The following is a 26,000-nucleotide window of genomic DNA, read 5'->3' as shown; positions in this document are numbered from 1 at the left end:
GGCCACACAAGATTTTGCGTTTGCCCACAATCCAGGCACTACCTGTTGTCACTCCGACCTTGACCTTAAGAATTCGTTTACATTAGTTTCTCATCATTGCGATGTGAGTAGTCGGGAGCCCAACCGGGCACTCCGGTCATCCAAAACCACCAGTATCAAGCGTACCGCTCCAGGTCTTTGACCCCAAAGCCGGGAGACGGGTTTTGTTGTGCCGAGTTCCGGGCGCATGTCGTGACAAACCTGTTGATGACTACTATATATAGTGGATAGAAACACAAGATACGCTACATACAGGCTCGAAGCCTGTAACTTGCAGGGCGGCATCCGAACTTAGAGGCAGGCGGCCACGCCACGTCGGATGCGATGCGGTCAAGCCCGGTTCGGGGGAACCGGCGGTAATCTAAAAGGGGACTTGAGAAGATGCGGATCGAGCGGCGCTACACCAAGGAAGGTCAATCGCCTTACGCCAGCGTTGAATTCCGGAACGCTACCAGCGAAATCCGGAATCCGGATGGATCCATTGTGTTCCGTCTTGAAAACATTCAGGTCCCGGCCCAGTTTTCGCAGGTCGCGTCCGACATTCTGGCTCAGAAGTATTTCCGCAAGGCCGGCGTTCCGGCCAAGCTGAAGGCTGTTGAAGAAAACACCGTCCCGTCCTGGCTGTGGCGCCATGAGGCCGACGAGGCCGCACTGGCAGACCTGCCCGAAGACGAGCGTTACGGTTCTGAAATCGACGGCCGCCAGGTCTTCGACCGTCTCGCCGGCACCTGGACCTACTGGGGCTGGAAAGGCGGCTATTTCGACAAGGAATCCGACGCCCAGGCTTTCTACGACGAACTGCGTTACATGCTGGCGACCCAGAAGGTGGCACCGAACTCCCCGCAGTGGTTCAACACCGGCCTGCATTGGGCCTATGGCATCGACGGCCCGGGCCAGGGTCACTTCTATGTCGACTTCCAGACCGGCAAGCTCGTCAAATCCAAGAGCGCCTATGAACATCCGCAGCCGCATGCCTGCTTCATCCAGTCCGTCGGCGACGACCTGGTGAACGAAGGCGGCATCATGGACCTTTGGGTTCGCGAAGCACGCCTGTTCAAATACGGCTCCGGCACCGGCTCGAACTTCTCCCATGTTCGTGCCGAAGGCGAGCGCCTGTCCGGTGGCGGCAAATCCTCCGGCCTGATGAGCTTCCTGAAGATCGGCGACCGGGCAGCCGGCGCGATCAAATCCGGCGGCACCACGCGTCGTGCAGCCAAGATGGTCGTGGTCGATGTCGACCACCCGGATATCGAGGAATACATCAACTGGAAGGTCAAGGAAGAGCAGAAGGTGGCAGCCCTCGTCACCGGCTCCAAGATCTGTCAGAAACACCTTTCCGCGATCATGCGCGCCTGTGTCAACTGCGAAGCGGACAACGGCGACTGCTTCGACCCGGCCAAGAACCCGGCCCTGAAGCGCGAAATCCGTGCGGCCAAGAAGATGATGGTGCCGGAAAACTACATCCAGCGCGTCATCCAGTTCGCCCGCCAGGGTTTCAGCAAGATCGAATTCCCGACCTTCAACACGGACTGGGATTCCGAGGCCTATCTGACAGTTGCCGGCCAGAACTCCAACAACTCGGTGCGTGTGACCGACGGCTTCCTGAACGCCGTTGTCGAGGACAGCACCTGGGACCTGACCGCCCGCCGGACCGGCGACGTTCTGAAGACCGTCAAGGCCAAGGAACTGTGGGAACAGATCGGCTACGCCGCCTGGGCCTCCGCAGATCCGGGCCTCCAGTACCACACCACCATCAACGACTGGCACACCTGCCTGGCTGATGGCGAGATCCGCGCATCCAACCCTTGCTCGGAATACATGTTCCTGGACGATACGGCCTGTAACCTGGCATCCCTGAACCTGATGCAGTTCCGGCGGGAAGACCGTTCCTTCGACATCGACAACTACGAGCATGCCGTCCGCCTGTGGACCATCGTTCTGGAAATCTCGGTGCTGATGGCCCAGTTCCCGTCCAAGGAAATTGCTGAACTGTCCTACAAGTTCCGCACCCTTGGTCTCGGCTATGCCAACATCGGCGGCCTGCTGATGACCTCCGGCATTCCCTATGACAGCGATGAAGGCCGCGCGCTTTGCGGTGCGCTCACCGCCGTCATGACCGGTGTTGCCTACGCCACTTCGGCGGAAATGGCCGGCGAACTTGGCGCCTTCCCGGGCTATAAGAAAAACGCGAACCACATGCTGCGCGTCATGCGCAACCACCGCCGGGCAGCCTATGGCGAAGACGAGGGCTACGAAGGCCTGAACACGGCACCGGTCGCGCTCGACCATGCGTCCTGCCCGGACAAGGTCTTGATCGAACGCGCCCAGAAAGCCTGGGACCGCGCTCTCGAACTCGGCGAAAAGAACGGCTACCGCAACGCTCAGTCCACCGTGATTGCCCCGACCGGCACCATCGGTCTGGTCATGGACTGCGACACCACCGGTATCGAGCCAGACTTCGCGCTGGTGAAGTTCAAGAAGCTGGCCGGTGGCGGCTACTTCAAGATCATCAACCGCGCTGTTCCCGAAGCCCTGCGCAAGCTCGGCTATTCGGAAAGCGAGATTGGCGAGATCGAAGCCTATGCCGTTGGCCATGGCTCCATCGACCAGGCACCTGGCGTCAACCCGTCCGCGCTGAAGACCAAGGGTTTCACCGACGAAAGCCTGACCAAGCTGAAGGACGGCATGAAGTCGGCCTTCGACATCAAGTTCGTCTTCAACCGCTGGACCCTAGGTGACGAGCAGATGAAGGCGCTCGGTGTTTCCGACGAGCAGCTGGAAGATCCGGAATTCGACCTCCTGACCTTCCTCGGCTATTCAAAGGCCGACATTGAAGCCGCCAACACCCATGTCTGCGGTGCAATGACGCTGGAAGGTGCGCCTTTCCTGAAGGAAGAGCATTATCCGGTCTTCGATTGCGCCAACCCGTGCGGCCGTATCGGCAAGCGCTTCCTGTCGGTGGAAAGCCACATTCGCATGATGGCTGCTGCCCAGCCGTTCATCTCCGGCGCGATCTCCAAGACGATCAACATGCCGAACGATGCGACGGTCGAGGACTGCAAGGAAGCCTACATGCTGTCCTGGAAGCTCGCCCTCAAGGCGAACGCCCTTTACCGCGATGGCTCCAAACTGTCCCAGCCGCTCAACTCCCAGCTTCTGGCCGATGAGGACGAAGACGAGGATGACGCCATCGAGGCGCTGGCTGCCAAGCCGCTGGCTGCCAAGGCTGAAGTCGTTGCCGAACGCATTGTCGAGCGGATCGTCGAACGCGTTGTTCGCGAACAGGAAAAACTGCCGACCCGCCGCAAGGGCTACACCCAGAAGGCAAAGATCGGTGGTCACACCATCTTCCTGCGCACCGGCGAATATGATGATGGCCGTCTCGGCGAAATCTTCCTCGACATGAACAAGGAAGGGTCTGCGCTCCGGGCATTCATCAACAACTTCGCGATCTCGGTTTCGCTTGGCCTGCAGTACGGTGTGCCGCTCGAGGAATATGTCGACGCGTTCACCTTCACCAAGTTCGAACCGGCCGGCATGGTCCAGGGCAACGACGCGATCAAGAACGCGACGTCGATCCTCGACTACGTGTTCCGCGAACTGGCGGTCTCCTATCTCGGTCGTCATGACCTTGCCCACGTTCCGCCGGAAGCCTTCAGCGGCCCAGTCAGCGCAGGCGCGGTCAAGACCATGGACAAGGGCAACTCCGGCGGTGTGGTTTCCCACGGCCTCGTCCGCGGCCAGACCGAGCGCTTCCGTCTCGTCTCCGGCAACGAACCGGCAGGTGAAATCACAGAAGCGGTGAAAGTGGAATTGGGCGCAACGATCGCCGCACAGACCTCCGCCGTCGCAACGGCCTTCGCCCGCGGCTCGGAAGCAGCCGCCGCAGTCGAAGTGACCTCGGCCCCTGCCCCGCAGGTGAAAACCGCAGCTCAGCAAATCGCTCAGGCCCGGATGAAGGGTTACGAAGGCGAGAGCTGCTCGGAATGCGGAAACTTCACCATGGTGCGCAACGGCACCTGCCTGAAATGCGACACCTGCGGCTCCACCAGCGGCTGCAGCTAGAGCGACCCTTACAAATGGTGAAAGGACCAAAGTTTTGTTCATAACACCCAATGTTTTGTACCAACCCGAGGAAATTCCTTGGGTTGGCTCGGAATGTGAGATGGGTGAAAAACGAAGGCAGAAATTTCCGGGCACCGAAAGGTGTCCGGAATGTGCAAATGAGAACAAAGCAAGAAACATCCTCCTAAGCGTCCCTTGTCGCATAGGTAAGGCTGACTAGGACAATTGGCGACTCAAACGACCTCTACTGCATTGGTTCAGAGAGCTGCCTGTGTGAGAAGGAATTGTAACGGCATGGCTAGATGCACTGCACCAGTAAGGGGCCATCGCTCATCGGCCGCCGCAGCCGATTGTCCTGCATGCGGAGGACGCTATAGCCGATACAGTGGCTATGGCGGGTACAGCAGCAGCTTCGGCTCATACTCTGCTCCTTCCTACTCCGTCCCAGCACGCAGCAGCGGTCGGAGCAGTGGCGGATCGGGAAGTCGAACGGCAAAGCCGCGCTGGTCGAAAGCAGGTTCGGCTGCTTTGTACACTCCCGAACAGGTGCAGGCACTCACACCGGTTCGAGAAAACGTAGAGAACCTTGCGGTCTCGCAACCTGACCTTCGAGACGTGTTCTTATGTCACGCGTGGGATGATAGGCAGGGCTCCGCCAAAGAGCTCCATGATCTGCTCGAAGCTCGCGATGTCCGCGTGTGGTTCAGCGAAAAGGACCTTGGCCTAGGGGTGCCTATGATGAGGGCGATCGACAAGGGCCTGGTGAATTCACGCGTCGGGATCGTTTTGGTGACCCCGGCAATGTTGAAACGCCTCCCGGCGGAAGGTATCGCCGACAAGGAACTTTCTGCCCTACTCCGGCGTGAGCGACTCGTCCCGGTCGTTCATGGAACAACCTACGAGGAGCTTGAGAAAGTCAGCCTGCTGTTAGCCTCTCGAGCTGGGCTGAACACTGCCGAAGATTCTATGGCAGAAGTTGCAACCAAAATCGCCGAACTGGTCGCGGCTTAGCCCCGTCGTGTCGAACTGGAAAACCAAGTGCGGCAGTTCTGCGAGCCACGTTGATCGCCTGTGATCCGCTAGCTTACTCTGTCACTTCGACAAACTTGAAAGTTCCTGTTGTCCCTTGTCACATAGCAGGGCCAATTCGGACCAATAGGCGGCTCAAACAGCTGACCTGAGACCCGCTCCTCGGTGACGATCGGGCAGGTTTTCTCGTTCAACATTGGATCAAGTTCCCTAACCCTTCAACCTCCCCTCACCAGCCCCTCAACAAACTGAAAGATCCTGACCATCGCGAGCGTATCGAGCTTGCAGTACTCTAGGAGGGCCTGTCGTAGTCGCGCCTGCTTCTGTGGATCGGTTTCGTTGATCATCTTGTTCCAGCCATCCATTGCGGCTGTCCCGTCGCCGATCTCCATTCCCTCGTAGCTGAGTTCAGGCACGACAACAGGAAGAACCTTCTTGATGGAAGTCGAACCGTTGAAACGGATATCGACATAGCCCGTCTTGAAGACATCCATTAGATCGACTGTTCGATCGACCAGGCCAAGGAGAAAGTCCCGTTTGTCCGGGAACGCCTGACCCATCTCGTTGTTTCGAGCGTTTTCGAAAGTCTTGTTCCAGGTGACGACGGATCCGTTCGCACCGACGGCGCCTTCCAGGGCTTCCACCAATGGACGGGGGAGTTCCGGCCGATCCGCTAGATATTCGACATGATCGACCCGTCCATCTTCATGGAGGACATGGAGGGAAAACTGAAACGGCAACTGCTGTTGCGGCCCTGTCCCATCAACGACCGGGATTGCGGAAAGGTACGTTTCATAATCCAGAAAATAGAGCGGATACGCCAAGGCGCCGATGAAATTCTCGATGTCCGCTAGATCGACATAAGGGTTCTCGATGTTGTGCGCCCGGACAATCGGCTGCTGGAGGCGTGAAACCTCATCGAGTTCGATCTGATCCAGTCCAAACCGTCCTTCTGCGACGAAGTTCTCCAGCTTCCTGCCAAACAACCGCGGCAGAGAATAAATCGAGTATTCTGGAATGCCCGGGTTGAAGTAGTCGAAGCTGTCGCAATGATGCAATCGACTGAGGTTCAGACATGTACACGAACTCTCGTCAATCGCCGCCTCACCAAGGAGTGACAGCGCCTCGGCAATTTCTCGTTCTGTTTCGTCCAGCAGGCCTTTCACCCGAATGGTTTCGTCAGCGAAGGTAAGAAGGCCCCCCGGATCGATCTCGCCATCACGGACGTAGTCCTTATTCAAGTGAACGATGAATATGTTCCGGACGTCGCGCCCTGCCCTTGTGGCTGCGATCGTCTGAAACGCCGCATCCTTCAGCTGGTTGTGCGGTTTCCCGTCCTTCACACTGGTCGAGGACTTGATCTCGAATATGTCGATCGTTCCGTCCTCGTTTTCCCGGAGCATATCGGCACGGGCATGGAGCCCCTCATTCGTCTCGAATACATCCTGGAACGAACAGGAAGCGGCATCCGGCCACTCCTTGACCAACTGGCGTACATATCCTTCGACCTGATAGCCTTCTGCCGCTAGTTTCTGGGCGAAATCGGAGAACTCTCCCTCTGGGTAGACGTCCGGCTTGTGCTGTTTCAGCCAGAGCGACTTGGGGCAATTCAGATACTGGATAAAATCAGTTTTCGATAACATGTCACTGCCCTCAAGACTCCAGGTACAAAGGCTATAAACAACCATGGAGGATTGGCCGAACCACGGCGCCATCCCATCACAACAGAGAACCTACACCCCCCTGTCGAACCTGAACCTGTTCAGCCTCCTCCAGGGCAATCTGAAACAATTTGGCGAACAGATTACCCGCTTTGCCAACGCAACCAAAGTTTGCAATAAGAACAAGATACCAATCGCAGACTTCGCCTGGAAAATACCTTTGGGAAGACAACGACATAATGATTGCTGATCACCTGACCGACATCGAGCAATTCGACGCCGAACTCTGGACGATAGCCGACAATTTGCGAGCAAATTCCGGCCTCGCTTCGAACGAATATTTCATGCCCATCATGGGGCTCCTGTTCCTCCGCCAGGCCACCAACCGCTACTATGAAGCACTCTCCGCCGTCGAAGCGGACAAAGCTGCGGGAAATATGCCAGACCGCCCCCTCCGGGATGAGGACTTCACCCGCCGCAGGGCGATGATGTTGCCGGAAACGGCCCGCTACGATGTGATCCTTGACCAGCCGAAAGATGGCAGCCTCGGCGAAGCGTTGACCGCCGCCATGGAAGCCGTCGAGGAGCACTTCCCACCGCTGGCTGGACAGCTTCCCAAGGACTACGAGCGGTTCGATGACGAGCTGCTGGAAAGCATGATGCGCAAGTTCGACACCGAGGCTTTGCGCAAGGCGTCGGGCGACGTCTTCGGCCGCATCTACGAGTACTTCCTGGCCGAATTTTCCAAGCAAGGCGCTCACGACAACGGTGAGTTCTTCACGCCACCCTCAATCGTTCAGACGATCGTCAACGTTATCGAACCTGACCACGGCATCGTCTTCGATCCGGCTTGCGGATCAGGCGGGATGTTCGTGCAGTCGAGTCACTTCATCGAGCATGAAGGCGAGGACACGATGAAGCGTGTCACCTTCTACGGCCACGAAAAGAACGAAACGACCGCTAAGCTGGCGCAGATAAACCTTGCCGTACATGGCCTTCAGGGCTCCATTCAGGCTGGAAACGAAGCCATCACCTACTACAAGGATCCGCACGAGCTCGTCGGCAAGTGCGACTTCGTCATGGCCAATCCGCCGTTCAATGTGGACGAGGTCGACGCGGAGAAGGTGAAGAACGACCCGCGCCTCCCGTTCGGCCTCCCGGGAGTGAACAAGGCGAAGAAGGTCTCCAACGCCAACTACCTTTGGATGTCCTACTTCTACAGCTATTTGAAGGACACCGGGCGCGCTGGCGTCGTCATGTCGTCCCAGGCCTCCAGTGCAGGCCGGGATGAGGCAAAGGTCCGGCAGAGGCTCGTAGAGACGGGCGCCGTCGACATCATGATCGATATCCGAGGCAACTTTTTCTACACGCGGACGGTTCCCTGCCAGCTCTGGTTCTTTGATAGAACCAAGGAGGAAGATGCGGCACGTAAGGATCAGGTTTTGATGCTTGATGCGCGGAACATATACCGGAAAGTATCCCGCGCCATTTATGACTTTAGCCCTGAACAGCAAAAAAACATCGCCGCGATTGTGTGGCTGTATCGCGGTCAGACCGATCGTTTCCTGGAGCTGGTGGAATCCTACCTTGCCGAGGCGATTGTGAAAGGTCAGGCAACCAAGGAGCACTTCACTGCGTTCGAGACCGGATTGGCCAAACTGATCGATCTGATGGCGCCGTTTGCGATGGAAACCCGAGATCCGGATCCACTGGCCGAAACATGGACCGAATTGGTAGCCGTCCAGAAAACCCTGAAGGACGATACCGCGGTCTTTACCGCCGAGGTCGCCGCGCGGGCGAAGGACTGGGAAGGCGGCTCAAACGGAAAGCCTCGGGACAATGCGGCACTCAACACGGCACGGGAGGGTCTCCATGCAATGGCCGAGCGCTGCCGGGACCTAACCAAACAGATCGACCTGGCGGCGAAGCTTTCGGTCCGCGTGGCCGATGTGGCGGTGAAGGAACTGGAAGCGCGGGATTCCGACCTCTGGAACAACGCCGAAATCAACAAGGCCAAGCGCGCGCTCGTCGGCACGAACAAGGACAACGATTACGGTGCAAGAGGCGACGTGGTCGAGGCGCTGCGTCAGGCGCGGTATTTTGTCAAGCAGGCCGACTGGCTCCAGGAACGTTTCCCCGACGCGGTGCTGTGCGATGTCGAGGGGTTGGTGAAGCTGGTCAATCGCAAGGATATCGAAGACCATGACTGGAGCCTGACACCCGGACGCTATGTCGGCGTGGCCCCGGATGAAGAGGATGAGGGCTTCGACTTCGAGGAGGCGCTGCGCTCAATCCATATCGACCTGACAAGCCTGAACGAAGAGGCCGAGGAACTGGCTGCACGGATTGCCCGGAACTTTGAGGAGTCTGGGATTTGAGAAACTCTGCTTGGGGATGGCACCCTATCGGCAATCTATGCGCAAAGATCGGGAGTGGAGCAACGCCGCGAGGAGGAGCAACTGTCTATCGTGAAGAAGGCGTCGCGTTCATCCGAAGCCAGAACGTCTATAACGGGCATTTTGCCTATGAAGGCTTAGCCAGGATTGATGAGAAAGCGGCAGACAAACTGCGTAATGTCACCGTCGAACCTGGCGACATTCTCCTGAATATAACGGGAGACTCGGTTGCTCGCAGCTGTCTGGTTCCGAACGATATTCTTCCAGCGAGAGTCAACCAGCACGTCGCCATTATTCGACCAGAACCAAGTAGAATTAATAGTCGATTTCTCTCCTATTTCATGGTCTCGCCGTTCATGCAAAAGACTATGCTTTCACTCTCTGGCGCTGGGGGAACGCGAAAAGCGATTACCAAAGACATGATCGAGCGCTTCTTGGCCCCACTTCCTCCTGTGCAAGTGCAGTCCGAGATCGCCGACATCCTCTCTGCCTACGACGACCTGATCGAAAACAACCGACGACGGATTGCGCTGTTGGAGGAAGCGGCGCGTCTGCTTTATCGCGAGTGGTTCGTCCACTTCCGCTTCCCCGGCCATGAACACGTCCCAATCACCGATGGCCTACCGGAAGGATGGGACATTCATCACCTTTCCGACCTCTGTAATCCTAAAGACGGGATCCAGACCGGACCTTTCGGCAGTCAGCTTCACCAGTCGGACTACACCGAAACTGGTGTCCCGGTGGTCATGCCCAGAGACTTAAAGGGCTTTCGTATCGAAAACGACGGCATCGCACGTATTCCTGAAGAACTCGCGGACAAGCTTGGCAGGCACCGAATGGAAGTTGGCGATACGGTCTATGGTCGCCGCGGTGACATTGGCAGGAGGGCCTTCATCGGCCGACGCCAGGACGGTTTTTTCTGCGGGACTGGTTGTCTCCGCATACGTCCGATATCCTCTCTGATCGATCCGCGCTACCTTTTCGATACGCTCGGCACACCCCAAGTCGCCGGGTTCATCGCCAACCAGGCAAAGGGATCGACGATGCCGAACCTGAGCGCTGGCGCCCTGAAAAAAGTTCCGATCCCGTGCGCGCCGATACGATTGCAGAAGCTCTATGTGGAAGCGGTCGAGCCCCAGTTCGAACTCATGGAAACGCTGGTCGAACAGAACCAGAAGCTCGCCCAGGCCCGAGATCTCCTCCTGCCGCGCCTCATGAGTGGGGAGATCGCCGTGTGATTGCAAACGATGAAGACATTCCCGAATACCTGCGTTCCGAACTGGAACAGGAGGCCGCAAGTTTAAAATCCGCGGATTTTGGTTTGCCGGAGATCAGCAACCGAGATCGTGCTCTATTCCTGATTGACGAAACCGATCTGGAAGCTCAACTGATCGCCATCAAAGGCACGCTGAGGCGCAATACCGAAACGGAGAAGCTCGTCTCGAAGGAAATAAAGGCGCTTGATGCCGACGTCCGCGCCTACGGCGGAAATAGTGACCAATACCAGCAACACCTGGAAGACCAGTGGGTCGACGCAATGCACGGGTCGGTATTTCAAGATGCCGCACATAGCATGTCAGCCGTTGGTATGCTGGCCCCCCTCATTGAGTCGCTGTTTGTGTCAGTTTTTCGCGGTCTAGGCGAGCAGCTCCAGGAGGCCGCTACCGACGACCCACGGGCGACTGCAACCCAAAACCAATACTGGAACCCTCAGATTTACTTTGGCAAGGATGGCCCGAGGGACGACATCGTTGCGGGCATCAAACAGCTCGCTAAGTCGATTGGTCTGCACCCCTTCCTTCCCGACAATTACCAAAAGACCTTCCAGGCTCTATTCGCCTACCGCAACAACATGTTTCACAACGGCTTCGAATGGCCGACAGAAACACGCCAGAAATTTGCCAATCGCATCAAGAATGATGGCTGGCCGGAAACCTGGTTCTCATGTGCCAAGAGCAACCATGAGCCGTGGGTGTTATACATGACCGATGAATTCATCGCTCATTGCCTGAAAATGATTGACCAAGTGCTTGACGGTGTGGGTGAATACCTTTCTCAACCAAAAGGCGATTTAGATTGAGCTGATTTCGTCGAAGAGGGATTGCATGGCCGTCACAGGCATCAACAGTGAAGACCGTCTGGTTCAGAAAACTTTCGCAGACCACCTTGAACAGAAGCTCGGCTGGGAAAGCGTCTACGCTTTCAACCAGGAGACCTTCGGCGACAGCGGCACCCTCGGGCGAAAAGACACCAAAGAAGCGGTTTTATCACGCGACCTGCGCGAGGCGCTCCAACGCCTCAATCCGGACCTCCCGGACAAAGCCATTGATCATGCCATGCGGGAGCTGACCGTCTATGACGTCAGCCGTTCCCTAGTTCAGCACAATCGCGACTTCTACCGCCTTATCCGCGGCGGCGTCCCTGTCACCTACAAGGACAAAAACGGCCGACAGAAATCCGCCCGCGCCCGGGTCATCGACTTCGACAATGCGCCCGGTTCGAACCGTTTCCTCGCCGTCCGCGAACTGAGGCTGACCGGGATCCGGACCCCCAATTACAATCGCAGGGCGGATCTCGTCTGCTACGTCAATGGCCTGCCTGTCGTCTTCATCGAGTTGAAGGCGGTCTACAAGAACATCCGCACAGGCTTTGACGGCAACCTCTCCGACTATATGGACGAGAACGTCATCGCCCAAGCCTTCCATCACAACGCATTCCTGATCGTGTCGAACGGAGATCGCGCCCGCTATGGTTCCATCACCAGTACCTGGGAGCACTTCAACGAGTGGAAGCGCCTCGACGAGGATGACAAGGGAAGCGTGGACGCCGAGAGGCTCCTCAACGGCATGTTGGCTCATGACCGTCTCCTCGACCTCCTGGAAAACTTCATTCTCTTTGACGAAAGCAAAGCGGGTACAACCCGAAAGGTCGTAGCTCGAAACCACCAGGTGCTCGGCGTAAACCGTGCAGTCGCTTCCGTGGTGCACCAGGAAGAAATCAAGGCGGACTTGCCAGCTGGCCAGAGGCTTACGCACCGGGTGGTTGAACTGCCCCTGGAACGTAAGGCTCCAGCCAAGCGCAAGGCCAAAGCCGATGATGCAAAGTTGGTCGAAGCAAAGGCGGCTCTCCCGTCCTTCGTTCCCGACGGCCCAGTCGAAATCATCGAACGCGCCCATCCCGACCTTGGACGGCTCGGAGTGTTCTGGCACACACAGGGCAGCGGCAAGTCCTATTCCATGGCCTTCTTTACGGAGAAGGTACGCCGGAAGGTTCCCGGGAATTTCACCTTCCTCCTGATGACGGATCGGCAGGATCTCGACAGTCAGATTTACAAAACCTTTGTCGGCTGCGGCATTGCCGGAGAAGATACGCCTCGCGCCTCCTCCGGAAATGCGCTGGAAAAGGTGCTGAAGGAAAACCATCAATACGTCTTCAGCCTGATCCACAAATTCAACAAGGACGTCAATCCGAAGGAGCCCTACAGCGAACGCGACGATATCATCGTGGTGTCCGACGAAGCCCACCGGACCCAAGCCGGACGGCTCGCCCGGAACATGCGTTTGGCTCTACCGAATGCCGCCTTCATCGGTTTCACCGGAACGCCGTTGTTCAAGCAGGACGAGATCACCAAACGGATTTTCGGGAACTATGTGTCACGCTACAACTTCAAGCGCTCCGAGGAGGACGGCGCGACGGTTAAGCTGGTCTACGAAAACCGGGGGGAGAAACTCGGTGTCGCCCGGACAGATCTGAACGATCAGATCGCGGCGAAGATCGAAGAAGCGGAGCTTGACCCGGATCAGGCAGCACTGCTCGACAAGCTCTTGGGTAAGGACTACGAGATCATCACCGCCGATGAACGTCTGGACAAGATCGCTGCCGATTTCGTCGAGCATTGCGCCACACGATGGGAGTCGGGCAAGGCCCTTTTCGTCTGCATCGACAAGATCACCTGCGCTCGCATGTATAAGCGGATCAAGCCACGGTGGAAGGCCAAGACCGCCGAGATTCGCGAGGCTGAAAAGGCAAAAGGCGCCGAGGCCAATGCCGCAACGGTTCCACAGATTCAGGCTCAGCTAAACGATGAGGCGGCGAAGCTGAAGCGGCAGGCTGACTGGATGGACGAGACGATCATCCAGATCATCATCAGTGAAGCCCAGAATGAAGTGAAAGACTTCCAGAAATGGGGCTTCGACATCATCCCTCATCGGGCCTTGATGAAGCAGGGGTTCGAAACGGAAGGCGGAGACCGTGTCGACGTCGAGAGCGCCTTCAAGAATCCCAAACATCCGTTCCGCGTCGTGATTGTCTGCGCCATGTGGCTCACAGGTTTCGACGTGGAGAGTCTCTCGACGCTGTACCTCGACAAGCCCATGAAGGCCCATACGCTCATGCAGGCTATTGCCCGTGCGAACCGCGTGTACCCGGGCAAGGATTTCGGCCTGATCGTCGACTACAACGGCATGCTGAAGAGCCTGCGAGAAGCCCTGGCTCAATACGCCTTGGGCGATGACGGATCTGGAGAGGAAGAGATCGTCGCACCGATCGAAGAGCGGGTTCAGGCATTGATCGAAGCCCTGGAAGCCACTGAAGACCACCTGAAAAAGCTCGGCTTTGATCCCGCAACCTTGATTGGGTCTACGGGATTCACCCGCATCAAAGGGATCAAAGATGCCGAGGAGGCTGTCTACACGACAGATGAAACCAAGCGGCGTTTTGAAGTGATGGCCCGCCAGGTGTTTATGCGCTTCAAGGCCTTGCTGATGGAACCGTCGGCTTTCGCCTATGCCGAGCGGCACGACAATATTGAGGCGATCTACAAGAAGCTCACCGAGCGACGGGACACTGCTGATGTCACCGAGTTGCTGAAGGAATTGCATCGGATCGTCAATGCGGCGATCCGGACGCAGGCTCCCGGGGAAGACCAGGCCGAGGGTCTGACTTTTGATCTCAGTAAGCTAGACATGGAGCGGCTGCGCGACGAATTCGCCAAGAAGGTCCGCCACAAGGCAACCGCCGTCCAGGACATCCGGGAGATCGTGGAAGCGAAGCTCGCCCAGATGCTGGCCCGCAATCCCACTCGGATGGATTACCAGATCAAATACGAAGAGATAGTCGCGGCCTATAACGCCGACAAAGATCGCGTCAGTGTGGAAGAGACTTTTCGACGCCTGACGGAACTCATGAATGAGCTTGACGAGGAACAGAAACGGGCCGTTGAGGAGGGACTGAACGAGGACGAACTTGCCATGTTCGACCTTCTGAAAAAGAATGACCTGACGAAAGCAGACCGCGAAAAGGTCAAACAGGCCAGTCGCGATCTCCTGACAGCGATCAAGGACCAACTGGCGAAGCTCGACCATTTCTGGGAAAAAGAGCAGACCAAGGCGGAGGTCAAGACGTTCATTCTCGACAAGGTCTATATGAGCCTGCCGACGCCGCCATTCTCGACCGAGGACAAGGAGGCATTGGCCGAGAACGTCTATGCACATGTCTGGCAACAGGCCGTGAGTGGAGGCTTTGCGACAGCGGCTTAAAGCCGTTCATGACGTTAAGGGGTGCAACGACGCCAGTTTTCTGCGGAACGGTGTTTATTGCCTTGGACGCACTCCGGTACTCGCCGTAATCCCCCACGACCGAATTGGCCACAATCCATCTGCTTTTTTCTCAACGGTGAAATGCAGATTCTTCGGGATGCCATTTTCGAAAGACCTCACCAGATCCGAAAACTGTGGCCGAGTAACATTAAGCTCAAGATTCAGCAGCGGAAAATTGGCCGTCTGATGAAAAAAACCGGCGTCCTGGACCTCAGGTTTTAATGGCGTAGGCGCCACAACAGCGATTGTCGCAGGCCAAATCTCATCAGCATCATGATGTTTCAAGGCTGCCGACAGGATCACGTAAGAAAATTCAACCGATTGCCTAGGCGGTCCATCCTGAACCTCCTGACCGAAATAAACTGAACTAATCCCTATCACCTCGCCTTTCCAATGGCCCGGTTCAGCTTTACGCCTCAGCAAATTTCGTTGCTTGATCGTGTCTTTCTTTTCCATACCAAGAAACCGCCCTAACTGTCATTTCTGACAATATTATCGCTCTCATTAACGTTTTGTCCGGGAAGTTCCGGAAAAACCGGTTCTGCCGCAAACGCAGGACCCGGAACGATGCCCGTAGAACACCTATATGTCGTTGATACCTCTATATTAAGTGAGCTCGCCAAGGATCCGTGCGAACAGGACAGTTCGTTGCGTAACTGGTTAACTAAGGTCTCTCCGGACACGCTCCACGTGCCTTATGGGGCTGCGCTGGAAATCGAGCGTGGGATTCATCGGCTGAGAGACGTGAATCCTCAAAAGGCCGCGCAGCTGGACCATTGGTTCGAGGAGCTGATCAGCTGCAAGCTTCCCTTTTTACCCATGACGAGACGCGCAGTCAGGCTTCATGCCGAGATGACCTCGGAGAAGGCACTGAAGCATTTCTGGATAAACGATCCCAGGTGTCGACGGCCCCGGCCTTGTCAGGATCTCGCGATCGCGGCTTCCGCTATCGCCCATGACGCCTGCGTCGTCACCCGCAACGTCTCCGATTTCGAGCTCATCGGCCGATACTTCCCCTTGCCCGGAATACTCAACCCGATCGATCAGACAAACGTCTTTGAGACCCCTATCTCGCCAACCACCTTCCACTGACCACCCGAAGGAAAATTGATAATGACCGTTATGAACACTACACGCCGCAACCAAGACGCCAATGCCGATGAGGCGATAATAGGCGCCATACGGCGCTCCTCTCCCATTTCACATTCTCGACTGCATGGACTTCGTTCGCAGTCGAGATACGTCGTATCTCTGAGCATGGACCCTGCAAGTCATGAACAATCTCGTATCCAACTTCCGGCACATCACTCCGTTTGATCCGGAAACACTTTTCTCGCTCGCCAAAGACCTTCGGGCATTTCAGAGGATCGGCCACCCGACCGGCACCGATCTCCCCGCCGCTCCGGTGATTTCGAACTGGAGCCGCACTCTACTCCCTCACCCCGCCATTATCGGTTCCCTGAACCACATAACGGTTCTCCAGCCCGTCTTCGCCATAACGGACGACCGTTCCTGGGCACTGGTGAGCAGCGGTTGGACCCGCCTCGACGGACACGTCGATGAAAGCTTGTCCATAGGCCGCCAGCCACGCTGAAAATCATGAGCGCAATCTCTGTCCGGAAGGACGACTTGCGCCGGCCATCTGACGCCGCCTGAAGCAACATCACGTCGCATCTCGAAATCCGCAGTCTCCTGTGCCTGTCCGTAATCGGCCGCGCACGGAACGACGCCATTTGTCCAAGAGCACATTCATGAACAGATCCACAATCCGGGCGTTGGAGCGCCCGACGAACACCGGTCTTCTCATTGCCCGCATGGCTGTTCGGCAAGCGCTTCGCCACGCTCCCGGAATCCGAAACCGGGACGCCTACATCATTGGCGTCCTGTTACCCGATGACATCGACACCAAGATTTACGAGACCGCTCTGGAGATCGAACTCCAGCGGACGGAAAATGGCGCCTGGAAAAAGAACGTCGGCCCAAGCTTTCATTACTTTCTCGACGAACCGGAAGACGGAAAATTTCGAAGGCGTGTTCCCTTCGAGGAATACTCTCTTTCCAGGAGCATCGAAGATCACCAACGGCTCATAGCAATCGGAACACCCAAACATCCCATGCCGGACAACTTCTTGAGCGTCGCCGAGAACGTTATCGAGATCCGGAAGGATCCGATCCATATAGGCGCAGCCATCTTCCTATTGAAATGTCATCGCCTTCCGAAAGTTGATTGCCAACGCTTGATCGCAAACAGTCTGACCGACCTCGGAACCACCTTTCGTGGAAACCGCCCAATTGGCTCTGCCATCGCGCTGCTCGACGCCTTGACGGTTGCTAGTACCTCCCGGCTACCCATCGATGCGAAAAACGACCCCGCACCACGTTTAGAAGACACGCATGGATACGGACAAGCGCAAGCGTGGGGCCTTGAACTGGCGCGAGACCTCACCGACTGGAAGAGCGGAGTCCTGTCCTGGTCCGATGTTGATCGAGGCGCGCTTCTGGAGGGAAGGCCTGGAACCGGGAAAACCCGCTTCGCAAAATCACTCGCAGTAACCTGCAACGCAAATTTCGTAGAGTGCTCACTCGCCAAGACTCAGGCAAAGGGACATCTCGGCGACATGCTTCGAGCAATCGGTCGTGCATTCAGCGAAGCTCGAAAGAATACCCCGGCCATTCTGTTCGTCGATGAGTTCGACGCGATCGGAAACCGGGCGTCACTATCTTCTGAGCATGGAGATTACCTCAGACGCGTCATCACCGGCATGCTGGAATTCATCGATGGCGCCGAACCGCGTGAAGGCGTCGTCGTAATCGGGGCTTGCAATTCCCTGGAGAATATCGATGCCGCCTTCCTCCGTCCGGGACGGCTCGATCGAGTTATCCGCATTGATCCACCTGATCTGGCTGCGCGGCAGAAAATCTTCGCGAAATACCTCGGGACTGAACTTCCGGGAGAAACGCTGCTTGAAATCGGTCAACGGACCGAAGGCTGGACAGGGGCGGATCTTGAACGCCTTGCTCGTGACACGCGCCGGAAAGTGAGACGATCGGGAACCGCTATCGAAAGCACCCAGGTGCTGGAGCAGCTCTCTGGCACCGTCAGGAAATCCAGCTCTATCGAGCTCGAACGTTACGCGGTCCATGAGGCTGGTCATGTAATCGCGGCCTACTGTCTACAAGACATCATGCCTGTGGCGGTTTCGATCCAGGAGTTCTATCGCAGGGATGCGGGCGAAACTGCCTTGAGCGGCGGCGAAACCATTCTCATCAGGAAGGAAAGAGCCTTTCAGCTGCGTTCGGACTATCTCAATGAGATCGCGGTGGCTCTTGCCGGACATGCCGCAGAAAATCTCGTACTTCAAGTTCCTTCCGACGGTGCGGGCGTCGCAACGGGGTCCGATCTCGATCACGCTACTTTCTTGGCCGCCCGCTTGCTGGCGAGTTCCGGAGTTGGAGAAAATCTCGTGTTCCGGAGCGAAGGTGCCCGAGACAAACTTCGTCAGATCCTCAAATTCGATACCGGTTTCGCCAAGGCGTGCGACGACATCCTCAAGCAGCAGATGAAGGAAGTGGCCGAACTCCTTAAGCAAAATGAGCCCCTCCTCCGAAAATTCTCAAGATCCCTCCTTGAAAGGAAGAAACTCTCGAGGGGCGATATCGCACGTCTGCTTGAGGGAGCTGGTGCGCGCGTCGAGACGCCGGTTGCCCTGGAGATTTGAAATGTCCGCTAATCAAATCAAATTGCGCCGACCCCATTCGCAAATGATTTCCCATTCGGCCGGGTATCGCTGTCGCCCCGACAGCAGGCATGATAGGAGGCGCGTCCCTCGGAAAGCACTCCCGTGCTTACTGAGATCGGCTTCATTGACTGGCCGTTGCCAGCAAGACAAAGGAGGCAGCCAACATGAATATCTCTTATCCGTATCCGGCACCTTCCGAAGCCGCCTACGAAACTCCTCGCTCGATAGCGTGACTTCAGACCCGTCGGTTCCCTCCGGGATCGACTGGCCGAACCTCACGTATCCCCAATTCCGGGGTTGCGGCTTCAGCCGCTTGTAGACGAGGAGAATGAACTTGGCACATTCCACCTGACAGCATTTTCAACCGTCATCCTTTTGACGGTCAACTCGGCGCGGATTTCCTGACGCAGAGGTCACACTCGCCCACCGGGCGAGTGTGATCCGAGGTGTCCTCTCCGCGTCTGAATTTCCGATGAAAGACACCCCTCCATTCGACTGCGTCACCACCGGTGACGCAGACCGGAGCCGTACGTCTTTTTCCCGGTCCATCTGCGACTTCCTTCCGCGGCAAAGGCCGGCGTTCACAGCCAACCCTCGCCGCACCGGATTTCGCCTGGTTCCTGGGACTTGCCATTTGCCGGAGCCCGATCGTCGGGTGGCCCGGTGCAGAAATTGGAACGCAGTCATGTACAACAACAACCAGGAAGTTTTGGAACTTATGAAGCTCCCGGCCCACCAGCGCGGCCGTGCCGCCGCCGGTCACTCCGGATCCGGCCCGGACTGCTCCATACCGAGGTTGTTTCCAGTTATTCTGAAGAAATTCCAGCAATGGCATTTGTCTGCGACCCCAGCGTCGCCCAGAGGAGCATTCCCCCAAAGGACCGTGGTTCGTCCGTCGGTTTCGTCATCGATCCATTCCGCTTTAGGCAAATCTGGTACGAGAGTGACATCGAAATGAAGGTTTTGACCGTCTCGATCGTCGACAAAGAAGTGGTCGCCGTGCTGGAGCAACAGAAGGTCCGCTATCTACGGAACGGTGTTCTGAAGGATCACACCATTGATGTTATCCAGCACTTCAATTGCGGTTTGAGACGCGCGGTCTTCGTGAAATACGATGAGGATGTCGAAGGATCTGAACTGAAGGAGATTGTCCAAGCGATTGCCGACTATGACAACGAGCATATCGCTGATGATTTCGTCATCATGACTGAAGAGGACATCAACATCCTCGACTTTGAGAATGCCGAAGAGATCATCGAATCAGCAAAGGAGAGCAATTCTGCAACGCGGAAGACAGTGATCGACGCATTGCCAGACATGCCTGATGTCGTAACACCCTACGAAATCGGCATGTTCACAGGTCTCGGCAGATCGGCAGAAATCGCATCCATTGCTCTGCTTCAGTCTGGAGTTCTCCAGCTGTACGACCATGAGCCGATCGACGTCCACAGTGCTCTTATCAACACTGGTAAATTTGCCGCGTAGATTTTGAGCGCCAACGTTAATCAGATAATCAACACCACCAATTAGGTTGCATGCTCCAAGCGAGCATGCCCATTGGTTGTTCTTGAGTTTGTTATGAGTAACGCACAGTATCGCCCTTTTGTATTCACACCTCACGACCGGATTGTCATCGACAGCGCCCACTACAGATCAGTCGGAAAAGACAATCGTTCTCACATTTTGCAGTTGGTCAACGGCGACATTGTCGAAAACCATTTTATCATAAAATCAGACACAGAGATCGCTACGCTTTTGCGTACGCATCGCCTTCGTTGCGAACATGACTACTTCGCCCGGACTGCGGCAAAACTGAAAGCTCGCAACGATACCTCCAACCTCTATGACTGCGACGAGAAGCAACTGAGGGCCATTCTCTGGAAAAAAGAATGGTGCGATCGCTTCAATGACGCCCGTTTGGAATCGAAGATCGAAAACCGGCCGACCATGTCCCTCAAGTCACTGGGTGATTTCATCGAGAGCCGGAAAGGTCCGATGTACGATTGGTACGTACAGATCTACGGCGAACGTCCGGAAAAGGGCCGCATCATAGCTGGAACGGGCACGCGCAAGGAGTTCGCATATCCGAGTGCCAGCACCCTCCGTAATTGGCTACGAAACTACCGCAAATTCGACGAGCGGGCGGAAGCTTTCAAGACAAACTATCATCGTTGCGGAAACCGAAATCAGCTCGATGAAGTCGTCGGCAAGGTTATAGAGCAGTGCGTCAAACGCTATGCGAGTGCCAGCAAACCTGCAATGTGCGACATTTACTGGGACGTAGAGCAACGCCTGTTCTACCTAAACCAAGAGAGGAAAGACAAACCAGCTCTCTCGGTTAGCTACAAGACCGTCCGTCGCCATATCCATAAAATTCCACCTTTCATCAAGGATGCCGGGAGAGAGGGCATCGACCGCGCAACAAGGCGATATGCGGTCGTTGGTCGAGGAATGCAGATAAGGAAATACATGGAACGGGTCGAGATCGACGACTGGGAAGCCGACTTGTTCGTCCTCTTGAAGGAAACCAGTGTCTGGTCGCAACTGTCGCCTGCCGAACGCAAGAAAGTTGAAAGAGCACGGTGTACGGTGACGGCCGCGATCGACGTCGCGACGAAATGCATCGTCGGCCTCAACGTCAGCCCGCGTAGTCCCTCGACGGCAACGTCCAAGGCAGCAGTCAGACGCATCCTCACCGACAAAAATGATCTGAGAAATTGGGCCGGCGCAAAGAACGAGTGGCCGATGCACGGGCGCCCCCGAAGGATCGTTTCTGATGGCGGCCCCGCCTTCCGCGGAAGTTTCTCAGCATCTTTGGCCCGCCTCGGAATCCCCCAGCAGATACCGGAGAAAGATCCGCGGAAAAGAGGAACAATCGAAGCCTTCTTCCGGGGTCTGAAAAAATACTGTCGCCAGTTTACAGGCCAATCGTTCGCGAATGTTGTCGAACGCGGTGACTACGCTTCAGAAGCAAAGGCGAGCCTCACCTACGAGATATTTTACAAGACACTGATCCATTACGTCGTCGACGTTTATCACAACACACCTCATCGTGGTCTTGGAGATCGAACGCCAAAGCAACAGTGGGAGAAACTCACAGGTGGCGCGAAGACTGTGCCCATTTCGGGCGAGAACCTAGCCGCCTGCCTTGGCCTGTATGTGCCCCGAAAGATCGATAAACATGGAATTCTCGTGCACGGCATCAGTTATGTCAGCGAGGAATTAGGGGAGCTCCACGGACTGACCAAAGGCAGCCACGTCGACGTGTTCGTCGACCAATTGGATCTCGGCCGGGTGTTCGTCCTACCATCACGAGAGCATCGCGCAAAGCTCGGCATTTCCGACGACGCTCCCCTGCTGGCCGTCCCGACACCTGAAACTGGCTTCAACGGCCAAACGTTGGCGGAATACCTCACCACCAAAGCCGAATTGAAGGAAATCATCAAAGCAACTCAGAAAGCCGATCAAGAGATCCGGATCGAAGCCTTCTCGAAAATTCTGGAGACGAGCCGAGAAGCTCGGAAGAAGGCGGGCTTGGAAGAAGACGCGCTGACCCAGGACCAATACGACAAGCTGATTAGAGCGCTCGACCGGCTTGGAAGAGCAGCTCTTCGACGGCCCAATTATTCAAAGACGCCAGGAAAGTCTGCAAGGCAGATGGGTAAGACGATCAGTTCGTCGAAGAAACGAGGACAACGAAATTCTTCCGAGAACAAAGCTGGTGGTGAAACGCCTGACAAGTATCAGAAATATCGTGGCGGCATGAACAAATACGGTGATGACGAATGACCAAAGCAATAGAGACGTTCAATGGCACGAATGAGCGGGATGCGTTATGTGCCGAAGACGACGATGCCTATCTGGAAAGCATCTCCGCCCTCATGTCACCTGAATTCAACGCCATCAAGCCCCGTCTTGAACGAGTGAAGAGCGTCTACGTCTCATCCCGTCGCGACAAGTTCCTCGCGAAGCAGCTTCGCCGCTTGCTGGAACATGCTTTGACCAAAAAGAATGGCAGGCGCGATGATGGACGTGTCCTTTTTATCACCGGAGAGAGCGGTGCTGGAAAAACACGAGCGATCGAAAACCTCTTCAGTGTTGAGCCAGCTCTTCAACCAAAGAACACTTCGATCGGAACGATCCACCCGGTCATTTCCATAACCCTATCCGGTCCCGGCACGCTGAAGACCCTCGCAGTCGACATTCTGAGAGCTGCCGGTTATGACGCGAGCCACAACCGCCAACAGAATGAACTCTGGGATCTTCTGCCGGCGCAATTGAGACACCGCAAGGTCCTTCTCATACACATTGATGAAACTCAGCATATGCTGAAGCAGACGGAGGCTGACCGCGAACGCAAGAACCTCGCGAATGCCCTCAAGGGCCTCATGAATGCACCCGACTGGCCTGTGAGCTTCATAATGTCCGGACTTCCGCGAACAACAGAACTAGCCTCTCTGGATGAACAATTCGAAAGGAGAAGCAAGTTTGCGCTCTTGCCGGATGTCTCCTTTCCAGAAGACGAGGATATTATCCTGGATATCATTTCCCAGCTCGCAAAAGCGGCCGATCTGGGCGCAGAAGAGATATTTGAAAGCGATATTCCGGAACGCATTACCCACGCTGCGAACAACCGCTATGGGCGCATCTCAACCGTCATGACATCGGCAATTCATGTTGCGCTGACAAAAAACGCGAAATCCCTGAACCGGGAACATTTCATCGAAGCGTATTTTGAACTTAGCGAGACCCTCGATGACCCGGACCGCAATCCGTTCCTGATAGACAACTGGAAGCACCTGAACCCCGGATCATTCCTGTATAAAAATGGTGTTCTCCGATGAGTGCAGATCCACGTGCACGGTCCGCATGTGGTTTCCGCCATCGACATGAAGATTTGGAGCCCGCGGTCGGCTTTGCCTCTCGGCTCGCCCGACTGAACGGGCGACCGCTTCGATATTTCCTTGCAGATACGGGAATACCGACCAGAGGCCTCGAACAAGCTGACGAGAGCGCCATCAGGGCAGTCGCCCAACTTGGCGGAACCAACGAGAACGAACTTCTTCGCTCTACACCTGTCCGCTCGTCGGAAGGAAAGCGTTTCTACTTAGGCGGTGAGGTCTTCGACTCCCGTTCGATCCACCGGACGTACTTTCGGTTCTGTCCGCATTGTGTTCGGGAAGACCATGCAACCTATGAAGGACCGGTGATCGCCCGCCCTTGGCTGCGGCTGGGATGGATACTCGCTCCCATACGATCCTGTCCGAAACACGACGTCCTTCTGGTTCGAACAGACCCGAAGCGTCAAAGGTATCAATATTTCGATTTTTCCAAGACCCTAGATGCCTACCGCACCGAGCTTGAGCAGCTTGCGAGAGACGCCCGCCCCATGCCCCCTTCCTCATTTCAGAAATGGTTGTTGGCTCGTATCAGGGGAGACGCGAACGAGAGCACATGGCTGGACGATGTTCCGGCATACGCCGCCATCGCATTCTGTGAAGGGCTTGGCGTTTCTACCCTTCATCCACCGAAGGTGAAAACCAGCCAGCTTACCGAGGTTGATTGGGCAGCAGCCGCAGAGACCGGTTTCCTGATCGCCAGAGACGGTGAGACGTCGATCCGATTGCAACTCCAGAAGCTGAACGACGCGCAAGTGAACACCAAGGGCGTCCTTGGCCTTCGAGACACTTATGGTCACGTCTATGATGTTTTGCGAAAAACGACCGATGATCCGGGATACGAAAAACTCCGGAACACCGTCAGACAGTTCGCGATGGAAACGTTGCCGCTTGCGACCGGCACAGTTGTCTTGGGGGATGTCGTCGGCAAACAGACCGTCCACTCCATCCGGTCAGCGGCGATGGCCGCCAACGTACACGCCAACACCATGCGCAAGATATTCGAACGGGAAGGTTTCCATGGTGACATGGACATCTACTCCATTCCGGATCACCGGGTCATTGCCTCCAACGAGAAACTTCTCACGATCATCGCGGAGCTGCGAGAGGCAGTATCGACCCCAGTTGTCATGGACCGCATGCAGATCCCCAAACACTACCTGAATAGCGTGATCGAACAGGGGTATCTGCGAACCGTCACAGGATCCGACCAACGCTCGAACGCAAAACACCAGTTCCTGCCTCAGGATGTGACCAGTGCGCTGACGGCAATGTTCGATGGTGCGGAAATGGTTTCTGGACCTTCCGATCGGCAGATGACGGTTCCGGAAGCGCGAGCAGCGGCCGTGACGTCGATCGATTTCATCATGAGCCTGGTGTTCGAGGGGAACCTGAAATGGAAGGGACGGCTTCCGGGACCGGAGATCTTTCCCAATCTGCTGGTCGACGTCGACGAAGTCATTGAGCAGGTCCGTCGCGAGGCCAAGGGCTCCGGTATTCCGAAGCACCAGATCGACGAGCACGTTCCCGGGATCGGAAAGCATGTCCTGAAGTTCATCGAGGCCGGAGAACTCGAGTTGGTCGAAGAGTACAGCCCAGACGCCCGACGGATGGTGCCAGTGGTCTCCCGTGAGAGTGCTGACGCATTTGTCGCCAGATATGTGTCTCTGGGTGAATTATCAAGGAACCGCGGGCTCCATCACAAGCAGGTCCGGAAGATCCTGAATTCAGTCGATGTCCAGACGGCATTCGATACAGCTCGATTTGGCGTGTTTGTATATGACAGGAGCCAAATTCTCACAGCCGAAAGAACACGTCCACAGATGTGGGACCAATAGGTGCTTTATTCGACCCAAAGTCCTGTAACAGCAGGCTTCAGTTCGGCATCGAACGGCTGAAATTTCCCATTGCTTTCAACCCCCATCTTCCCGCACGAATAATCCCGAGCAACCCATGAACACGTTTGGGATACGGCATGACCCGGAACGCTAAGGTATTACGTCGTTTGTCCGGACACGTATTAGCGCCTTAAGACAACCCAATTTGGCAAGATTGATTACGGGGTGGCGGCTTACGTGATGAACCCGAGACGCACGCTACCTTGACGTAAAAGGGGCAAATTGCGACCCTCGTTTCTAAATGGAGGCCTTCACGATGGCTAAGTCTATTGAACTTGGCGACGATGTGATGTCGCTCGTGCGCCGCGAGGCAGGTCGGTCGCCGAACAGATCACACATTGGCTACGTATCGGCCTCGCCATCGAAATGCCCGGCACATTCGACGACGCCAACATAGCAGCAGTGCTCGCCGGCGAACACGAGACCACCTGCCTGACCGAACTGGAAAAGGCAGTTTGGTCGAAGAGGTTCCTGGAGAAGATGTCGGAACCAGGTCCCGGTGAGGAAGCCTTCTTTGCGGAGCTACGTAAGAGCGGCAACGCCTTCGACCTTGATGTTTTAGGCGAAATCGTCTGCACGGATGCTCAACCTCATAGATGAGTCCTCCGCGCAGAAGAGGATTGGGTCCAAAGTCACGTCCTTTGCCGTTCGAGCATTCGCGATCGGACCGCATTGCA

Annotated in this window: 16 protein-coding genes and 1 pseudogene; 15 read left to right on the top strand and 2 right to left on the bottom strand. The window is 56.1% G+C overall.

Going from position 1 to position 26,000, the window contains the following annotated elements:
- Positions 1 to 420: 420 nt before the first annotated feature.
- Together V1T76_RS15465 and V1T76_RS15460 are read left to right on the top strand one after the other, a co-directional pair.
- Positions 421 to 4,104, top strand: coding sequence for a vitamin B12-dependent ribonucleotide reductase (locus V1T76_RS15465; protein WP_330561574.1), 3,684 nt, complete (start codon positions 421 to 423; stop codon positions 4,102 to 4,104).
- A 528-nt stretch (positions 4,105 to 4,632) separates the two neighbouring features.
- Positions 4,633 to 5,115, top strand: coding sequence for a toll/interleukin-1 receptor domain-containing protein (locus tag V1T76_RS15460; RefSeq protein ID WP_330561573.1), 483 nt, complete (start codon positions 4,633 to 4,635; stop codon positions 5,113 to 5,115).
- A 236-nt stretch (positions 5,116 to 5,351) separates the two neighbouring features.
- Here the strand turns inward: V1T76_RS15460 and V1T76_RS15455 are convergent, their stop codons facing one another.
- Positions 5,352 to 6,848, bottom strand: coding sequence for a DUF2779 domain-containing protein (locus V1T76_RS15455; RefSeq protein ID WP_330561572.1), 1,497 nt, complete (start codon positions 6,846 to 6,848; stop codon positions 5,352 to 5,354).
- Positions 6,849 to 7,033: 185 nt separating this feature from the next.
- On the opposite strand from V1T76_RS15455, the gene V1T76_RS15450 reads away from it, so the two are divergent.
- Genes V1T76_RS15450 through V1T76_RS15435 form a run of 4 tightly spaced genes read left to right on the top strand, consistent with a single transcriptional unit; the run spans position 7,034 to position 14,727 of the window.
- Positions 7,034 to 9,172 carry a class I SAM-dependent DNA methyltransferase gene (locus tag V1T76_RS15450; protein ID WP_330561571.1) on the top strand — a complete coding sequence of 713 codons (2,139 nt, stop codon included), beginning with the start codon at positions 7,034 to 7,036 and terminating at the stop codon, positions 9,170 to 9,172.
- Positions 9,169 to 10,428: a restriction endonuclease subunit S gene (locus V1T76_RS15445; RefSeq protein WP_330561570.1), complete on the top strand. Its 1,260-nt coding sequence runs from the start codon at positions 9,169 to 9,171 to the stop codon at positions 10,426 to 10,428. Before V1T76_RS15450 ends, V1T76_RS15445 begins: the two co-directional genes overlap by 4 nt.
- Entirely contained in the window at positions 10,425 to 11,270 is an 846-nt protein-coding gene (locus tag V1T76_RS15440) for a hypothetical protein (RefSeq protein WP_330561569.1), read from the top strand. Before V1T76_RS15445 ends, V1T76_RS15440 begins: the two co-directional genes overlap by 4 nt.
- Positions 11,271 to 11,295: 25 nt before the next feature.
- Positions 11,296 to 14,727, top strand: a complete 3,432-nt coding sequence (locus V1T76_RS15435; protein WP_330561568.1) for a type I restriction endonuclease subunit R — start codon at positions 11,296 to 11,298, stop codon at positions 14,725 to 14,727.
- 54 nt (positions 14,728 to 14,781) lie between these two features.
- Here V1T76_RS15435 and V1T76_RS15430 read toward each other — a convergent pair whose 3' ends face one another.
- On the bottom strand, positions 14,782 to 15,243 hold the full coding sequence (locus tag V1T76_RS15430; protein WP_330561567.1) for a hypothetical protein: 462 nt from the start codon (positions 15,241 to 15,243) through the stop codon (positions 14,782 to 14,784).
- A 111-nt stretch (positions 15,244 to 15,354) separates the two neighbouring features.
- On the opposite strand from V1T76_RS15430, the gene V1T76_RS15425 reads away from it, so the two are divergent.
- The 9 genes and pseudogenes from V1T76_RS15425 to V1T76_RS15390 all read left to right on the top strand — a co-directional run bounded on the left by V1T76_RS15425 (position 15,355) and on the right by V1T76_RS15390 (position 25,923).
- Positions 15,355 to 15,879 carry a PIN domain-containing protein gene (locus V1T76_RS15425; protein WP_330561566.1) on the top strand — a complete coding sequence of 175 codons (525 nt, stop codon included), beginning with the start codon at positions 15,355 to 15,357 and terminating at the stop codon, positions 15,877 to 15,879.
- Between the two features lie 181 nt (positions 15,880 to 16,060).
- Complete coding sequence (locus V1T76_RS15420; protein WP_330561565.1) at positions 16,061 to 16,381, top strand: hypothetical protein; 321 nt, start codon at positions 16,061 to 16,063, stop codon at positions 16,379 to 16,381.
- 157 nt (positions 16,382 to 16,538) lie between these two features.
- A complete protein-coding gene (locus V1T76_RS15415; RefSeq protein WP_330561564.1) occupies positions 16,539 to 18,506 on the top strand; it encodes an AAA family ATPase in 1,968 nt (655 codons plus the stop codon).
- A gap of 684 nt (positions 18,507 to 19,190) precedes the next feature.
- A complete protein-coding gene (locus tag V1T76_RS15410) occupies positions 19,191 to 20,012 on the top strand; it encodes a hypothetical protein (RefSeq protein WP_330561563.1) in 822 nt (273 codons plus the stop codon).
- Between the two features lie 93 nt (positions 20,013 to 20,105).
- The gene (locus V1T76_RS15405; RefSeq protein ID WP_330561562.1) at positions 20,106 to 22,316 is read left to right on the top strand and encodes a Mu transposase C-terminal domain-containing protein; all 2,211 of its coding nucleotides are present in this window, start codon (positions 20,106 to 20,108) and stop codon (positions 22,314 to 22,316) included.
- The gene (locus V1T76_RS15400; RefSeq protein ID WP_330561561.1) at positions 22,313 to 23,371 is read left to right on the top strand and encodes an ATP-binding protein; all 1,059 of its coding nucleotides are present in this window, start codon (positions 22,313 to 22,315) and stop codon (positions 23,369 to 23,371) included. Before V1T76_RS15405 ends, V1T76_RS15400 begins: the two co-directional genes overlap by 4 nt.
- Positions 23,368 to 23,799: pseudogene (locus V1T76_RS29055) on the top strand (TniQ family protein); the annotation flags it as partial. The gene V1T76_RS15400 and the pseudogene V1T76_RS29055, both read left to right, overlap by 4 nt.
- 147 nt (positions 23,800 to 23,946) lie before the next feature.
- Positions 23,947 to 25,263, top strand: a complete 1,317-nt coding sequence (locus V1T76_RS15395; protein WP_330561560.1) for a hypothetical protein — start codon at positions 23,947 to 23,949, stop codon at positions 25,261 to 25,263.
- Positions 25,264 to 25,653: 390 nt separating this feature from the next.
- Positions 25,654 to 25,923 carry a hypothetical protein gene (locus V1T76_RS15390; protein ID WP_442970139.1) on the top strand — a complete coding sequence of 90 codons (270 nt, stop codon included), beginning with the start codon at positions 25,654 to 25,656 and terminating at the stop codon, positions 25,921 to 25,923.
- Positions 25,924 to 26,000: the final 77 nt, after the last annotated feature.

The sequence above is a fragment of the Roseibium sp. FZY0029 genome, assembly GCF_036350355.1.
GTDB lineage: Bacteria > Pseudomonadota > Alphaproteobacteria > Rhizobiales > Stappiaceae > Roseibium.
Note: the sequence above shows the minus strand (reverse complement) of the source record. Positions and strands in the feature narration are given on the sequence as shown.

Coding starts and splice junctions, on each gene's coding strand:
- V1T76_RS15400 (WP_330561561.1), top strand. CDS start 22,313: ATGACCAAAGCAATAGAGACGTTCAATGGCACGAATGAGCGGGATGCG.
- V1T76_RS15435 (WP_330561568.1), top strand. CDS start 11,296: ATGGCCGTCACAGGCATCAACAGTGAAGACCGTCTGGTTCAGAAAACT.
- V1T76_RS15405 (WP_330561562.1), top strand. CDS start 20,106: ATGAGTAACGCACAGTATCGCCCTTTTGTATTCACACCTCACGACCGG.
- V1T76_RS15465 (WP_330561574.1), top strand. CDS start 421: ATGCGGATCGAGCGGCGCTACACCAAGGAAGGTCAATCGCCTTACGCC.
- V1T76_RS15415 (WP_330561564.1), top strand. CDS start 16,539: ATGAACAGATCCACAATCCGGGCGTTGGAGCGCCCGACGAACACCGGT.
- V1T76_RS15425 (WP_330561566.1), top strand. CDS start 15,355: ATGCCCGTAGAACACCTATATGTCGTTGATACCTCTATATTAAGTGAG.
- V1T76_RS15430 (WP_330561567.1), bottom strand. CDS start 15,243: ATGGAAAAGAAAGACACGATCAAGCAACGAAATTTGCTGAGGCGTAAA.
- V1T76_RS15455 (WP_330561572.1), bottom strand. CDS start 6,848: ATGGCGCCGTGGTTCGGCCAATCCTCCATGGTTGTTTATAGCCTTTGT.
- V1T76_RS15420 (WP_330561565.1), top strand. CDS start 16,061: ATGAACAATCTCGTATCCAACTTCCGGCACATCACTCCGTTTGATCCG.
- V1T76_RS15450 (WP_330561571.1), top strand. CDS start 7,034: ATGATTGCTGATCACCTGACCGACATCGAGCAATTCGACGCCGAACTC.